The sequence below is a fragment of the Litchfieldella xinjiangensis genome (assembly GCF_000759345.1).
GTDB classification, from domain to species: domain Bacteria; phylum Pseudomonadota; class Gammaproteobacteria; order Pseudomonadales; family Halomonadaceae; genus Litchfieldella_A; species Litchfieldella_A xinjiangensis.
In genome coordinates this window covers 713,552-727,567 of record NZ_JPZL01000001.1, presented here as the reverse complement: position 1 = coordinate 727,567, position 14,016 = coordinate 713,552, and the positions used below count along the sequence as shown (strand labels likewise).

Sequence of the window (14,016 nt, the reverse complement as noted above, 5' to 3'; positions counted from 1 at the left end):
ATTATTTCTCCGTCTCGGTCAGGCCTTTCACGAATAGGCGTTGCATGAACAGAATCACCAATACGGGCGGAAGTGCCGCCATCACCACCGTGGCCATGATCAGATGCCACTGGGGGTCGCTGTCGGCTGCGGTGGTCATACGCTGAATTCCCATGACGATGGTGTAGTAATTCGGGTCGGTCGTGATCAGCAGCGGCCACAGGTACTGGTTCCATCCGTAGATGAAGAGAATGACGAACAGCGCAGCAATATTGGTAACCGATAGCGGCAACAGGATGTCCTTGAAGAACCGCAGTGGCCCGGCGCCATCGACACGGGCGGCCTCCATCAATTCTTCGGGTATGGTCATGAAGAACTGACGAAACAGGAAGGTGGCCGTGGCCGAGGCAATCAGCGGAATGGACAGCCCGGCAAAACTGTTCAGCATGTTCAGATCCGCTACTACCTGGAAGGTGGGAATGATGCGAACCTCGACCGGCAGCATCAGAGTAATGAAAATCAACCAGAAGAAGACCAGCCGGAACGGAAAGCGGAAGTAGACGATGGCAAAAGCCGACAGCAACGAGATACTCAGCTTTCCCAAGGTAATTGCCATTGCCATCACAAAGCTGTTCCAAAGCATCTGGCCCACGGGCGGTGCCCCGACGCGGGATAGCCCGGCCTGCCACATGGCGCTGTAGTTCTCGAGCGCATGGCCCCCGGGGAGTAGCGGTAGGGTGCCGCGTAGAAATTCGCCAGGCCCTTGAGTCGAAGCGATGACGGCCACGTAAACAGGGAAGATCACCAAGGCAACGCCGACGATCAGGATGAGATGCGCAAGCAGGTTGCCCCAAGGCCGGTTTTCGACCATTTCACACACTCCTCAGTAATTGACGCGACGCTCGATGAAGCGGAACTGGATCACGGTCAGCACCACCACGATTGCCATCAGGATGACTGACTGCGCCGCGGAGGAGCCGAGGTTGAGCCCCACGAACCCGTCGGCATAAACCTTGTAGACGAGAATGTTCGTCGCTTGGGCTGGCCCACCTTGAGTGGTGGCATGAATGACCCCAAAGGTATCGAACATGGCATAGACCACGTTGACCACCATGAGAAAGAAGGTCGTGGGGGAGAGCAGTGGGAAGACAATGGTCCAGAATCGTTTGAACGGGCTGGCCCCATCGATGGCGGCCGCTTCGATCAATGACTGGGGTATCGATTGCAACCCGGCGAGAAAGAACAGGAAATTATAGGAAATCTGCTTCCAGGCGGCAGCGAAGATCACCAGTAACATGGCATCGCTCCCTGAGGTGCGATGATTCCACCGGTAGCCCAGTATTTCCAGGATATACGGCACGATGCCTATCGAGGGGTTGAAGATGAACCACCAGAGCACACCGGCAATGGCCGGTGCGATGGCATAGGGCCATACCAGCAGGGTGGTGTAGCTCTCGCGGGAGCGCAGCATGCGGTTGACTGTCGCTGCCAGAAGTAGCGCCATGCCCATCGAGAGGAGAGTGGTTCCCACTGCAAATACGGCCGTGGCTGACACGGCGTTGAGATAGCCCGGGTCGTCGAATAGCCGGGCGAAATTATCCAGGCCCACGAATGTGGTGCGAAGACCGAAGGCGTCCTGGCGAAGCAGCGATTGATACAGCGCCTGGCTAGCTGGCCAAAGAAAAAACACCAGGGTAATGGCGACTTGGGGTGCCAGCAGCGCATACGGCAGCCAGCGGCTGGGGAAGGTCATTTGCTTGGTTTGCATAGCTTGCTTAGCCGATCGCGAGCAAAGGAACCCCCCGCCGAGTGGCGGGGGCGGGAGTTGCTTAGTTATTCGCCGCTTCGAAATCGCGAAGCAAGGCATTGCCACGGCGGACAGCGTCATCGGCGGCTTGTTGGCCCGACTTGTTGCCGGTCATCACCGCTTCCATCTCTTCGGAAATGATGTCCCGAATCTGTACGAAGTTGCCGAAGCGTAGCCCCTTGGAGTATTCCGTCGGCTCGTTCAGGGTCATTTGGCGCAGCGCTGTATCGGCGCCGGGATTCGCTTCGTAGTAGCCTTGCTCGGCGCTCAGGTCCCAGGCGGCCTGGGTGATCGGCAGGTAGCCGGTTTGCTGATGCCACTCCGCTTGAACCTCGGGCCGGGAGAGATAATCGAAGAAGGCTGCCACGGCTTCATACTCGTCTTCGGTGTGGCCCTGCAGTGTCCACAAGGTGGCGCCGCCGATGATCGAGTTCTGTGGGGCGCCTTCGACATCGTCGTAATAGGGTTGCATGCCGAAACCGACCTCAAAGTCGGTATTGGCCATGACCCCAGCACGGGCGGCGGAGGAGCCGAAGAACATGGCGCATTCGCCGGAATAGAACATGGGGGCAGCATCGTCTCCCGGGCCGGGACCACCCCAGCGGAAGACGCCTTCGTCCTGCCATGTCTTGAGGTTGTCCCAATGGCGGGTTACTAAGGCGTTATTGAAAACGAACTCGGTCTCCAAGCTGGCAAAGCCATTCTCATGCGTCGCCAACGGCTCGTTGTGCATGGCCGAGAAGTTCTCGAGCATGACCCAGCTCGGCCATGATGTTGTGAAACCGCAAGTCGCGGCGCCGGATTCGCGTATCTGCCGGGATGCGGCGGCCACCTCTTCCCAGGTCTGCGGGGCGCTGTCCTCGAGACCCGCTGCCGCGAAGACATCGCGGTTGTAGTACATGATCGGTGTGGAGGAATTGAACGGGAAGGAGAGCATGTTGCCGCGGGTATCGGTGTAATAACCGACTACGGCCGGCAGGAAGGCATCGCGATCGAAGCCACGGCCATGAGCTTCCATCAGCTCAAAGATAGGGTAGATCGCTCCATCGGCATTCATCATCGTGCCGGTACCGACTTCGAATACCTGCAGGATATGGGGCTGCTCGCCGGCACGGAAGGCAGCGATGGCGCCGGTCATGGTTTCCGTGTAATTCCCACGATAGCTGGGGGTGACACGATACTCGTCCTGTGAGGCATTGAAGTCCTGGGTGATGCCTTCAAGGATTTCACCCAGTTCGCCCCCCATGGCATGCCACCATTGCACTTCGGTGGCCGCGTTGGCGGATAGGGTCAAGCTGGCAGCCGCAATACCGACAGCCAGCGAGGTCAGGTGGGAACGCAGCATTTCTCTCTCCTTGTTAACGCCCTGAAGGGCATCGTTACAATGCCGTGCCAGGAAAGTAGGCGGGCATTGACTGGAGAGACACGCTAGGCTTGATTAGTTACGGCTAATTGACAGTTGTGTTTCGCTTGCATGACACACTCAGGGGTAACCCAGCGAGCCACGAATGTGATCGAGGTGGTGTGTGATCCAGCGCCGGTTGATCGCGCCCCACTCTCGAATGACGTAGCGGCCGATATTGTTCGGTGCTCCGGGGCGCTTCTCGAACTCGCAGACGATATCCAGTTCACCCAAGGATTGAATGGTGTCTTGCGCGGTACGCCTGGGCATCCCCGTCGCCTCCATCAGGGCGGGGACACTGGGTGCCACACCCGTATCAATCAGGTAGGCGACATACAGGCGACGATAGAAACTCGACTTCGTCTTGCTGATGGTGTGGTCTGTCATGGAGCTCTCCTGATCGCAACGACCCGTTGATCACCCGAAGAGGTCCGGCTGGACATGAGGCGGGCGAAACCGGGAGCAATCCAACCCCATTTCCGCTCGATCGTTCAACCCCAGCCGCCGGCTAGCCTTGGCGAAACGCTGACTGAGCAGATCGGCAAAGACCCCTTCGCCACGCATGCGCTTGCCGAACTGAGCGTCATACATTTCTCCTCCTCGGCATTGTCGCATCAGGCTCATGACCTTGCCTGCGCGTTCAGGATAGTGACTTGTAAGCCATTCTTCGAACAATGGCGCCACTTCATGCGGCAAGCGCAGCATGACCCATCCGGCGGAACGTGCTCCCGCCTGGCTGGCAGCTTCCAGCAGCTGCTCCATCTCGTGATCGTTGAGGCCCGGTATTACCGGTGCGAGCAGGGCGCCCACCGGGACGCCGGCAGCGTCGAGCTCGCTGATGATACGCAGGCGGGCTCGTGGCGATGCGGTTCGCGGCTCGAGGGTGCGCTTGAGTTCGTCATCGAGACTGGTGAGGCTGATGAAAACGCGCACCAGGCGCTGCTCTGCCAAGGCACTTAGCAGGTCGATATCGCGCAGGATCAGCGCGCTCTTGGTCACCAGGGTGACGGGGTGCCGGCACGCCAGGAGCTGCTCCAGGATGGCTCGCGTGGTGCGGCGCTTGGCTTCCAGCGGCTGATAGCAATCTGTATTGCCGGACAGGTTGATGGGCCGACACGCATAGCCCGGCTTGCACAGCTCGTCTCGCAATCGCTCCACGAGCCCCGTTCGAGCGATGAGCTTGGTCTCGAAATCGAGCCCCGGAGACAGGTCCCAATAGGCGTGGCTGGGACGGGCGTAGCAATAGATGCAGCCATGTTCACAACCGCGATACGGGTTGATCGAACGGTCGAAGCCTAAATCGGGCGAGCGATTCCAGGAGAGTGCACTCTTGCTTGCTTCATCGCGCACCTCGGTCGCCAGGCGCGAACCGGGTGTCTCCTGCCACCACCCGTCATCCTCGGCTTCGCTGATGGTCGGCGCAAAGCGATTGTGCGGGTCATAGGTCGCGCCACGCCCTTTCCTGACCTGAGGAATCAGCGGCTTGCTTGCCATTAGAAACACTCCCTATGCTGTTTATGCGTACAGTATAGGGAGGGGCGGCTCCACCAACAATGTCCGATCCAGAGCGCTTGGTGCGATCAGTACTCTTCGACGCGCTGAATATTAGTGATCAGGCGTTTGACTTCATTGTCATGATCCTTGGAAACCATGTCGAAGAATTCGGTATCGCTCTCGACATTGGCGCGGTCAGCACGCAATTCATAAATGTTCTGGATCGACTTGTGTGTTTCCAGCACCGTATCGGTGACCTGCTGCACGCTCTGACAGCATTTACCTTCGTCGAGTCGCTCGATGATCGGCGGCAGTTGGGTGAAGTCCACAGGATCGTCGAACCAGGTATCTAGGATGCCCTGATGGTCGCTATCTTCATCGAGGTAGGTCTGCATCTGTTTCTGCATCATGCGCTCATGGTCGGCGACGTACTCGAGCGCCATGCGAACCCTGTCTTGGGAATTGATGGCCGCGAACTTGCTGTACTGATCGGCCAGGCTGCCATGGTAATCCGCAACCCAGCTCACCAGATCCCTGACTCGTTGAAAGCGCATACGATCTCCTCATTACGGTGTGCGGCCTTGGGGCGCCGCGTCGAATTCCTTCTCCTAGTGAAGATTGATGAGGGACACTTGTCCATTTATCAAGTCGCTTGTGTTGTTTGTTACCATTGGCGCTTCGCCCCGATTCGGGCCAACGTCGGTCTAAGCCAGGAGTGGCCGTGCTGCACGCAACCTTATCCCGTATCCCCGTTCCCGACCTTGCCGCGGGTAAGCGCGTCGAGCGCTATCTCGATACCTTGACCAAGCCCCCGGGGAGTCTGGGGCGTCTCGAGGCACTGGCTGTGCAGCTCGCCACCCTGACTGGGGCGGACTTTCCTCGTGTCTCGCCACCGGGCGTATTGGTTTTCGCGGCCGATCATGGCGTTGCCGAAGAGGGGGTATCGGCCTTTCCCCAGGAAGTGACGGCACAGATGGTGGCCAATTTCGTGGCGGGCGGGGCGGCGATCAATGTGTTTGCACGCCAGATCGATGCTCGACTCGAGGTCATCGACGTGGGTGTGGCCGGCGAACTGGACGGCCAGGGCGTGGTGCCGGCCAAGGTACGCGCGGGGACCGGCAACATGACCCGAGTCGATGCCATGAGTCTCGACGAGGCCACGCGAGCCATCGAGGTGGGCATCCAGGCGGCGGATCGCGCCATCACGGCGGGGTGCCGTTGCCTGATCGTCGGCGAGATGGGGATAGCCAATACCACCGCCAGTAGTGCCTTGCTAGCGGTATTGAGCGGTGAGCCAGTGAGCCGCGTCGTGGGTCTAGGTACGGGAATCGATGCAACGCGTCTTGTTCATAAGCAACGTGTGATCGAGCGTGCCATCGCTGCGCGCCAGGCCGATCCCAGTCAACCTATCGAGGTGCTGGCGCGTCTGGGCGGGCTTGAAATCGCCGCCATGGCCGGTACCTACCTAGGGGCTGCATCCCAGCGCATCCCGGTATTGGTCGATGGCTTCATTGCCACTGTGGCCGCGCTGGTTGCCTGCCGGCTTTCCCCTTCGGCGCGAGGTTACATGATCTTTGGTCATCGCTCATGCGAGCCCGGGCATGACATCGCCTTGCGGTCACTCGATGCCACGCCGCTTCTCGATCTGGACTTGCGGTTGGGAGAAGGCTCAGGTGCGGCACTGGCCTTTCCCTTGCTTGACGCGGCCACGCGGATGTTGAGCGAAATGGCGACGTTCTCGTCGGCGGGTGTGGCTGGGTCAGACGCGCGTTCATGACGCATGCCCCGCTGAATCTTGTGTTGCTGGTGCTGGTCCTGGTGGCCATAGCGGTCGATCTGCTTGTCGGTGACCCGCGCCAGCTTCCGCATCCTGTCGTGGGGATAGGCAAATTGATCGCCTTTCTTGAACGCGGGCTGAACAAGGGGGCGCCCAGTGCCCGCAAAATAAAGGGGCTGGTCTTGACGGTGAGTGTGGTCGCCATGACCTTTCTGCTGTCCTGGGGGGCGATTGTAGTCCTGGCTCGCATTCATCCTTGGTTGGGCGTAATCGCGGAAGTCTGGCTATTGAGCACCGCCTTGGCCATCAAGGGACTACGTGATGCCGCACGGGCGGTTGTCGTCCCGCTGATGCAGGGCAATCTGGTCGATGCCCGACGGGCGGTCTCGATGATCGTGGGACGCGACACCCATGACATGGATGAGGCCGAGGTCACCCGGGCTACTGTCGAGACGGTGGCCGAGAATACCGTCGATGGCATCACCGCGCCCTTGTTCTGGGCGCTATTGGGTGGCGCTCCCTTGGCCTTGGCCTACAAGGCGGTCAACACTCTGGACTCCATGGTTGGGTATCGCAGCCAGCGCTACCGGGATTTCGGCTATGCCTCCGCCAAGCTAGACGATCTGGCCAATTGGGTTCCCGCGCGTCTCACGGCGCTGTGCATGGGGATAGGCGGCTGGTTCATGTCGCGTTTCACCCCGACGGCATCGGGATGGCGACAGACATGGACAGGCACGCTTCGGGATGCCCCCAAACACCCGAGCCCCAACGCCGGCTGGCCCGAGGCGATGATGGCCTGGCTACTTGGCGTGCAACTCGGTGGGATCAACCGGTACGCCGGTGAGGTATCCTGCCGTGCGACGATGGGCGTCGCAGCTGGCCCGTTGCGGGCATCGCACATTTTGATGTCAATCAGCTACATGCATGCCGCCTGGGTGGTCTTTTTGCTCGTGATGGCCAGCTTGGCCTTGGCGCGTGGCTGGGCATGACTGGCTGGGGGGAAACGATGCATTGGAAATCGAACGAGGCCTGGCCGCAGCATGGCGGACGGCCAGATGCCATGTTAATGCAATTCGGACTCGATCCTGATCGCGAGGTGCTGGATTTCAGTGCCAATATCAATCCTCTGGGTCCACCCGGCTGGCTTACGGAGCAGTTGCTGTCCGGCATCGGGGCGCTCTCCCATTACCCCGATCCTGAATACGCCGAAGCCCATCGGGCCATCGCTCGGCAGGTCGAAGTGACGGAGGCCCAGGTTCGCCTCACCAATGGCGGGGTCGAGGCGGTATTCCTGGCCGCGGCCCTTCATGCGAGGAAGGGGCGTGGTGCGCTCGTCATTGAACCGACCTTCGCCGAGTATGCACGTGCGTGCCGTCACTACGGTCTCGGCATTATGCAGCTCCCCTTGGGCGCGGAAGATTTTCATCTTGATCTGGAGGCTGCACTCACGGCCATGCACGACGCCAGCGTGATCTTCGTGTGTCGTCCCAACAATCCGACGGGCACGGTGATTTCCCAAGAGATCATCGAGACACTGCTTGAACGGGGGCGAGAAACGCAAACCACGTTGGTGGTCGATGAAGCCTTCATGGATTTCGTTTCACCCGATCAATCCCTGATTCCACTACTGTCGCGCTTTGATAACCTGATCGTGCTGCGCTCGTTGACCAAGCTCTTTGCCATCCCCGGGCTGCGCCTGGGCTACCTGCTGGCCAGTACCGAGAACGTGGCGCGTATCGCCGCCCTGCAAATGCCCTGGAGCGTGAATGCCCTGGCGGCGGGGCTGGTAGAACCGCTACTGGCCGACCGCGACTTCGTGGCGCGTACCCAGGCCTGGCTGTCCGACGAGCGACCGCGGCTCGAACGGGGATTGGATTCACTGGGCTTCCAGGTTGTGCCCTCCCATACGAACTTTTTACTGTTCCGGCACGCTGACGAAACGCGTGGCGTGATGGGCGATGTGCTCGAGAAGTTGCTTCATCAGGGCATCCTGGTGCGCCATACACGCAACTTCGCAGGCCTTGATGGTAAATGGCTTCGCGTGGCTGTGCGTTCACCCGACGAAAACGATCGTTTATTGGATGCTCTGGCGCGGATAGGGGCAGCGTCATGATCGCTTTCATCAGCGGGGGCGCACGCTCGGGGAAGAGCGTCCATGCCGAGCAACTGGCGCGGCAATGGCAGCGTGAGCACGGCGGGGCGCTGGTCTACCTGGCGACCGCCAGTGCCCCTGACGCTCAGGCCGACCCTGAGATGGCCTCACGTATTCGGCGTCACCGCGAAAGCCGAGGCGAGGGGTGGTCGAACCTCGAGGAGCCAGTCCATCTCGATACCGTACTCGGTCAAGTGCCCTCTGGCGCCGTGGTTCTGATCGATTGCCTGACGCTCTGGGCCAGCCAGGTGTTGTACACGGCAGGTCTGGATGAAACACGTGGGCTGGATATCATCGACTCACTCCTGGCCGAGGCCAGGGCACGCGATGTCTCACTCGTGATTGTCTCCAACGATATCAATGAAGGGCTGCCGCCGCAGGACGCCGAGGTATGGCGCTATCTCGATTTCCTGATGGGCGTTCATCGCCGGGTCGCCCAGGAGGCCGACGAGGTGATACAGGTGATGGCCGGCCTGCCACAGTGCTGGAAGAGGCCCGAATGACATTAGACAAGTTGCCGCTGCGAGAGGCGGGCCATGGATTGGTGCTGGCCATTCAATTCCTGACTCGGATACCGGTGCCGGTGGCCTGCCCCTGGACAGCGGCCACGCGGCGCTGGGCGATCCGCTGTTATCCACTGGTGGGTATCCTGCTCGGGGCCCTGGTCGCTCTGATAGGTGAAGCGCTCCAGCCTTGGGTGCCCGCCCCCCTGTTGGCATTGACGATACTCACGCTCTGGGTGGGCTTGAGCGGTGGGCTGCATCTGGACGGCGTGATGGACCTCGCCGATGCCCTGGGGAGCAATGCGCCGCTCGAGCGTCGTTGGGCGATCATGAAGGATCCCCACGTGGGTAGCTTCGGCATCCTCGCCTTGCTGTTCCTGATGCTCTGGAAAGTCGCGTTATTGCTGGCCCTGATCGAAGCCGGCGTCTCGCTGGGTTTGTTGGTGCCACTGCTTGCCCTGGGGCGCACCGCCGCCGTGGTCTTGCTGGTCGAAGTTCCGGCTGCGCGTCCCGAGGGGCTCGCCTGGGCGTGGCAGCAGGATCTATCACGGCGGGACCTGGGTGTCGCCCTCTTGCCGCTGGTGCTCTTGCTCTGGCTACCGGGAGCGATAGTGATGGGCCTGGCGCTGGCATTGTTCCTGTGGGGATATGCCCAATTCATGCAAAGTACGTTCAAGGGCATCAATGGCGATATCGTCGGCGCGGCAATCGAGGGAGGGGAGTTATGGCTACTGATGGTCGCCTGGACCTGGTGGTCGTTCGTCATGGCCTGACCGCCTGGAACCGCGAGAGGCGCTATCAGGGACATCGCGACATTCCATTATTGCTGCCCGATGCCGAACTGGGGTTGGCGCTATTAAGGGATGCGCTCAGCCACGTGAGCTTCGATGCGATCGATTGCAGTGACCTAGTTCGTTGCCGACAGACGCTTGGCTACATACGTCCCGATTCAATCGACCCCGAGCCATGCTTCGATGCGCGCTTGCGCGAACTGAACTTCGGTGAATACGAAGGGCGTACTTACAATGATTTGAAGTCGATCCCAGCCTATCGCGCCTGGATCGAGACTCGAGGCGAGCAGGCGCCCCCGCAGGGGGAATCGGCAGCAGCGCTGCGTGCGCGGCTCGATGCCTGGTTCGAGCATCGAGTGACGCAATGCGATCCCGGACGGCAACAACATGTGCTCGTCGTGTCACACGGTGGTGTGATTCGCGAGTTGCGACGGCGCTTCGAGGCGATCGATTTCTGGGAAGGCGACACTGGCCAGGCCCAGGGGCGCCACTTCATCTTCCATTACCAGCGAGGCGCATGGCGATGCAGCTCTTCATCGGCGGTTCCCGCGCCGGCAAGCGATACGCGGTAACGCAGCGCTTCGATATCGGTCATTGGACCACCGCTGGTACCGACCTGGACGTCGAGAACGAACCGGGCGGCCTGAGGGAATGTCGGGTCGTCGACGGCTGGTCGCACTGGATCGAGACGCTATTGGATCAGGAACCCGACGATGACCGTCTTCGTGAGCGCCTGGCTACACGGCTCGATGAATTACTTGCGTGGGAAAGGTCACAGCGTGGGGAAGTGGTGTTGATCATGCTCGAGATGGGGCGGGGCATCGTGCCCATGGATCGATCGGCACGGCGGTTACGCGATCTGAACGGCTGGCTCGCCCAGGACGCTGCAGCCCGTTGCGAACGGGTCTGGTATGTCTGGAATGGACTCGTCAAATCGTTGCGTTTTTGATCTCGCGCAAAGCCCGGGCTCATCCTCGTTGACGCCCCCCGCCGGGGTTGCTAGCGTACGCGCACTCTCAGGTGCCTTGGTACGTTACCGAGGTGAAACGGGAAGTCGGTGAGTTCTCTCAGGAGGACGATTCCGACGCTGCCCCCGCAACGGTGATCGAGTCAGGTTCGTCTAATGCCACTGTGCTCATTGCATGGGAAGGTGACGGCCCGGAAGCCATCCTTGGATGCACTTCGCTCGTCAGCCCGGAGACCGGCCTGGAGAAGCATGCCTGGTTGCGGTGGGCGACCCAAGGGCAGGGCGGACGCCGGCACCTCTGTTTCCACCTTTCCCCTTGTTTTCCCCATTGCTCAGGTCAACGAAAGCACCTGCCGTGCGGGTGAGTACGGCGAGCAAGGGAAATTCATGAAAATCAGAACGATCCGCCAGTGGGGCGTCGCCGCCCTGTGCCTGGGAAGCCTGCCGGTTGCAGCCCAGACCCAGGAAGACCCGAACGATAGCGACGCGTTGGAACTCAATCCGGTAGTGGTGACCGCCACCTTGGCGCCGCGCACCGCCGACGAAACCCTCTCTTCTGTCACCGTCATCGACGAAGCGACTCTGCGCCGCCAGGACCCAACCAGCCTGACCGAAATTTTTCGCGGCCAGCCGGGGGTGGATGTTGTTAGCAATGGTAGCTTCGGCAAGTCCAGCAGTGTCTACATTCGGGGCACCAATAGCGATCAGAACGTGCTGTTGATCGATGGCATCAGGCTGCGTTCGGCGACTACGGGCAGTGCTGCTTATGAATATCTCGATCCCCGGATGTTCCAGCGCGCCGAGATCGTCCGCGGCCCCAAGGGGAGCCTGTATGGCGCCGATGCCATGGGCGGCGTGATCCAGCTATTTACCTCTGAAGGAGAAGCCGGCGCACCGCAGCCTTACATCTCGGCGGGCACCGGTTCCTTCGATACCCAGCGCTATAGCGCCGGGCTTTCGGGCAGTAGCGGCGGGACTCGTTACAGCTTCGCCGGTAGCCGTTTCAACACCGATGGAACCGCCATCCGGCGGGACGGTGAAGAGAAGGACTATGACAATACATCGGCCATTGTGCGGGTCTCCCACACCTTCGATAGTGGTGCCGAAACCGGTGTGCTGGCGCTGCGCGGACGAGGGAGTACCGAATTTGATGGGGGAGAAACCGACTTCGTTCAGCAGGTGGCGGGTGTATATGGGGAAATTTCAGTTACCAATACCTGGCGAAGCCGTCTAACCCTGAGTGAGTCGAAGGATGAGCAGGACATTTACCGAACCTTTGGCGATTCCGTCTTCGATACTCGAACACATACAGCCCGCTGGGAAAATACATTGAATATGGGGCGCCACGAACTCATCGTTGGCACCGAGTTCATGAGCGATAGCATCTCCGCTTCGGACAGTTACGCCGAGGATAGCCGTGATAACTTCGCCGTTTTTGCCCAGGGGCTGTTTGAGTTCAACCCTGTTTCGGTCCAGGCGAGCTTACGTCACGACGACAATGAAGCCTTTGGCGAGGAAGTGACCGGCAGTCTTGCGCTGGGTTTCGCACTCACCGATAACCATATGCTTCGCGCAAGTTATGGTACGGCTTTCCGGGCGCCTACTTTCAATGATCTGTACTACCCATACGATGAAAGCACCTATAGGGGGACAACCTTTATTTATGAAGGCAACCCGGATATCCAGCCAGAAACATCCGAGACATATGAGTTAGGTATACGCGGCCAATACCAGCCGTATTTTTGGGACATGGCCATCTACCAAAATAATATCGATAATTTAATCGCTTGGGGAAGTGAATCAACCGGGCCCAGCGTTCAGACGTACCGCCCTGAAAATGTAAGCGAGGCTCGTATACGTGGCGCCGAGCTTTCCGCAGGTGCTGAGTTCAGCGAGTGGACGTTGGCTGCCGCTTTGACCTACACCGACCCCGAAGATCGGGACACAGGCAAGCGCTTGCGCCGCCGCGCCAGCCAGAGTGCAAGGTTCGATATCGATAGAGCACTGGGCGATTGGTCGTTGGGCGGTTCCTGGGTCGTTCAGAATCATCGCTATGAAGATGCGGCCAATCGCGAGCGCATCGGTGGTTTCGGCCTGATCAACCTGCGTGCTGGCTGGGAATTCGCCCCGCAGTGGTCGGCCCGTTTGACGGTTGAGAACGCCTTGGACAAGGAGTACGAGACCGCGCGGGACTACCTCAACGCCGGTCGTGCCGCCTTCGTTAGCGTGCATTACGGAAAATGATGAGCAACTGGATACCTCGCGCTGCGCTGCGCTCCTTGGCGCTGTGCAGCGTGCTTCCGCTCTCGGCTAGAACATGGGCCGAACCCTGCGCCATCGACGACAGGGCGCGCGAGGTGTGTCTGGAGGTGCCTGCACAACGCATCGCTGCGCTCTCACCGGGAGCGACCGAGCTGGTATACGCGGCCGGTGCAGGCGAAAAAGTGGTCGCGGTGGTGGCCTATAGCGATTACCCACCCGAGGCCAGGGAGGTGCAATCGGTAGGCAGCCATACCCGCATGGACCTGGAAACCCTCGTCTCGCTGCGCCCCGACCTGGTGATTGGCTGGACCACCGGCAACCCACCCGAGCAGCTCGAGGCCATCGAGGGATTGGGTATTCCCGTGTTCTACATCGAGCCGCGGGATTTCGAGGGGGTAGCGAGTGCTATCGAGCGCCTGGCCTCGCTCGCCGGGACGCGGGAACAAGGCCATCGCGAGGCGGCGGAATTTCGCGAGGGTATGGCATCACTTGCCGAGCACTATGCCAATGCCGAACCGGTCAGGGTCTTTTACCAGGTGTGGGACGAACCGCTGATGACCATCAACGACGAGCACCTGATCGGCAAGGTGCTATCGCTTTGCGGTGGCGTCAACGTCTTCGGTGAGCTGGCAAGGCTAGTGCCGCGCATCGACGACGAAGCGATCCTGAACGCCGACCCGGAAGCGATTCTGGCCGGTGGCATGGGAGAAGAGAACCGCGAATGGCTGAGGCACTGGGAACAGTATCCCAACCTCAGCGCGATCCAGCATGACAATCTCTATTTCGTGCCGCCGTCATTGATCCAGCGGCCCACACCACGGCTACTCGAAGGCAGCCGTCTTTTCTGCGAGAAGCTCGATCGTGTCCGCGACAAGCGTTGAG

The 14,016-nt window shown here is 60.2% G+C and carries 15 protein-coding genes and 1 riboswitch; of the genes, 9 read left to right on the top strand and 6 right to left on the bottom strand.

What is annotated here, in order from left to right:
• Position 1 precedes the first annotated feature (1 nt).
• From ugpE to JH15_RS03470, 6 genes are all read right to left on the bottom strand, one after another.
• On the bottom strand, positions 2 to 850 hold the full coding sequence (gene ugpE / locus JH15_RS03495) for a sn-glycerol-3-phosphate ABC transporter permease UgpE (protein ID WP_043527039.1): 849 nt from the start codon (positions 848 to 850) through the stop codon (positions 2 to 4).
• A gap of 12 nt (positions 851 to 862) precedes the next feature.
• On the bottom strand, positions 863 to 1,747 hold the full coding sequence (ugpA, locus tag JH15_RS03490; RefSeq protein ID WP_043527037.1) for a sn-glycerol-3-phosphate ABC transporter permease UgpA: 885 nt from the start codon (positions 1,745 to 1,747) through the stop codon (positions 863 to 865).
• A 61-nt stretch (positions 1,748 to 1,808) separates the two neighbouring features.
• Positions 1,809 to 3,131: a sn-glycerol-3-phosphate ABC transporter substrate-binding protein UgpB gene (gene ugpB / locus JH15_RS03485; protein WP_043527035.1), complete on the bottom strand. Its 1,323-nt coding sequence runs from the start codon at positions 3,129 to 3,131 to the stop codon at positions 1,809 to 1,811.
• A gap of 138 nt (positions 3,132 to 3,269) precedes the next feature.
• Positions 3,270 to 3,575: a winged helix-turn-helix domain-containing protein gene (locus JH15_RS03480; RefSeq protein WP_043527033.1), complete on the bottom strand. Its 306-nt coding sequence runs from the start codon at positions 3,573 to 3,575 to the stop codon at positions 3,270 to 3,272.
• Between the two features lie 30 nt (positions 3,576 to 3,605).
• Positions 3,606 to 4,682 (bottom strand): PA0069 family radical SAM protein, encoded by a 1,077-nt coding sequence (locus tag JH15_RS03475; protein WP_043527031.1) that lies wholly within the window; start codon positions 4,680 to 4,682, stop codon positions 3,606 to 3,608.
• Positions 4,683 to 4,768: 86 nt separating this feature from the next.
• Complete coding sequence (locus JH15_RS03470) at positions 4,769 to 5,236, bottom strand: hypothetical protein (protein ID WP_043527028.1); 468 nt, start codon at positions 5,234 to 5,236, stop codon at positions 4,769 to 4,771.
• Between the two features lie 170 nt (positions 5,237 to 5,406).
• On the opposite strand from JH15_RS03470, the gene cobT reads away from it, so the two are divergent.
• From cobT to JH15_RS03425, 9 genes are all read left to right on the top strand, one after another.
• On the top strand, positions 5,407 to 6,459 hold the full coding sequence (gene cobT, locus JH15_RS03465; RefSeq protein ID WP_043528743.1) for a nicotinate-nucleotide--dimethylbenzimidazole phosphoribosyltransferase: 1,053 nt from the start codon (positions 5,407 to 5,409) through the stop codon (positions 6,457 to 6,459).
• Complete coding sequence (gene cbiB, locus JH15_RS03460; protein WP_043527026.1) at positions 6,456 to 7,448, top strand: adenosylcobinamide-phosphate synthase CbiB; 993 nt, start codon at positions 6,456 to 6,458, stop codon at positions 7,446 to 7,448. The genes cobT and cbiB overlap by 4 nt, the downstream gene beginning before the upstream one ends.
• Entirely contained in the window at positions 7,445 to 8,572 is a 1,128-nt protein-coding gene (cobD, locus tag JH15_RS03455) for a threonine-phosphate decarboxylase CobD (RefSeq protein ID WP_081948852.1), read from the top strand. The genes cbiB and cobD overlap by 4 nt, the downstream gene beginning before the upstream one ends.
• Entirely contained in the window at positions 8,569 to 9,114 is a 546-nt protein-coding gene (locus JH15_RS03450; protein WP_043527021.1) for a bifunctional adenosylcobinamide kinase/adenosylcobinamide-phosphate guanylyltransferase, read from the top strand. Before cobD ends, JH15_RS03450 begins: the two co-directional genes overlap by 4 nt.
• A gap of 17 nt (positions 9,115 to 9,131) precedes the next feature.
• Positions 9,132 to 9,887, top strand: coding sequence for an adenosylcobinamide-GDP ribazoletransferase (gene cobS, locus JH15_RS03445; RefSeq protein WP_043528740.1), 756 nt, complete (start codon positions 9,132 to 9,134; stop codon positions 9,885 to 9,887).
• Positions 9,839 to 10,477, top strand: coding sequence for a histidine phosphatase family protein (locus JH15_RS03440; protein ID WP_043527019.1), 639 nt, complete (start codon positions 9,839 to 9,841; stop codon positions 10,475 to 10,477). The genes cobS and JH15_RS03440 overlap by 49 nt, the downstream gene beginning before the upstream one ends.
• Positions 10,429 to 10,854 carry a bifunctional adenosylcobinamide kinase/adenosylcobinamide-phosphate guanylyltransferase gene (locus JH15_RS03435; RefSeq protein ID WP_043527016.1) on the top strand — a complete coding sequence of 142 codons (426 nt, stop codon included), beginning with the start codon at positions 10,429 to 10,431 and terminating at the stop codon, positions 10,852 to 10,854. Before JH15_RS03440 ends, JH15_RS03435 begins: the two co-directional genes overlap by 49 nt.
• Positions 10,855 to 10,906: 52 nt before the next feature.
• Positions 10,907 to 11,129, top strand: a riboswitch (cobalamin riboswitch).
• Positions 11,130 to 11,259: 130 nt separating this feature from the next.
• Complete coding sequence (locus JH15_RS03430) at positions 11,260 to 13,116, top strand: TonB-dependent receptor domain-containing protein (protein ID WP_043527014.1); 1,857 nt, start codon at positions 11,260 to 11,262, stop codon at positions 13,114 to 13,116.
• Positions 13,116 to 14,015, top strand: a complete 900-nt coding sequence (locus JH15_RS03425; RefSeq protein ID WP_197053269.1) for a cobalamin-binding protein — start codon at positions 13,116 to 13,118, stop codon at positions 14,013 to 14,015. Before JH15_RS03430 ends, JH15_RS03425 begins: the two co-directional genes overlap by 1 nt.
• The last annotated feature ends 1 nt before the right edge of the window (position 14,016 follow it).

Bases quoted from the DNA above. Each gene is read 5' to 3' on its own strand.
- ugpE (WP_043527039.1), bottom strand. From the start codon at position 850: ATGGTCGAAAACCGGCCTTGGGGCAACCTGCTTGCGCATCTCATCCTG.
- ugpA (WP_043527037.1), bottom strand. From the start codon at position 1,747: ATGCAAACCAAGCAAATGACCTTCCCCAGCCGCTGGCTGCCGTATGCG.
- ugpB (WP_043527035.1), bottom strand. From the start codon at position 3,131: ATGCTGCGTTCCCACCTGACCTCGCTGGCTGTCGGTATTGCGGCTGCC.
- JH15_RS03480 (WP_043527033.1), bottom strand. From the start codon at position 3,575: ATGACAGACCACACCATCAGCAAGACGAAGTCGAGTTTCTATCGTCGC.
- JH15_RS03475 (WP_043527031.1), bottom strand. From the start codon at position 4,682: ATGGCAAGCAAGCCGCTGATTCCTCAGGTCAGGAAAGGGCGTGGCGCG.
- JH15_RS03470 (WP_043527028.1), bottom strand. From the start codon at position 5,236: ATGCGCTTTCAACGAGTCAGGGATCTGGTGAGCTGGGTTGCGGATTAC.
- cbiB (WP_043527026.1), top strand. From the start codon at position 6,456: ATGACGCATGCCCCGCTGAATCTTGTGTTGCTGGTGCTGGTCCTGGTG.
- cobD (WP_081948852.1), top strand. From the start codon at position 7,445: ATGACTGGCTGGGGGGAAACGATGCATTGGAAATCGAACGAGGCCTGG.
- JH15_RS03450 (WP_043527021.1), top strand. From the start codon at position 8,569: ATGATCGCTTTCATCAGCGGGGGCGCACGCTCGGGGAAGAGCGTCCAT.
- JH15_RS03440 (WP_043527019.1), top strand. From the start codon at position 9,839: ATGGCTACTGATGGTCGCCTGGACCTGGTGGTCGTTCGTCATGGCCTG.
- JH15_RS03435 (WP_043527016.1), top strand. From the start codon at position 10,429: ATGCAGCTCTTCATCGGCGGTTCCCGCGCCGGCAAGCGATACGCGGTA.
- JH15_RS03430 (WP_043527014.1), top strand. From the start codon at position 11,260: ATGAAAATCAGAACGATCCGCCAGTGGGGCGTCGCCGCCCTGTGCCTG.
- JH15_RS03425 (WP_197053269.1), top strand. From the start codon at position 13,116: ATGAGCAACTGGATACCTCGCGCTGCGCTGCGCTCCTTGGCGCTGTGC.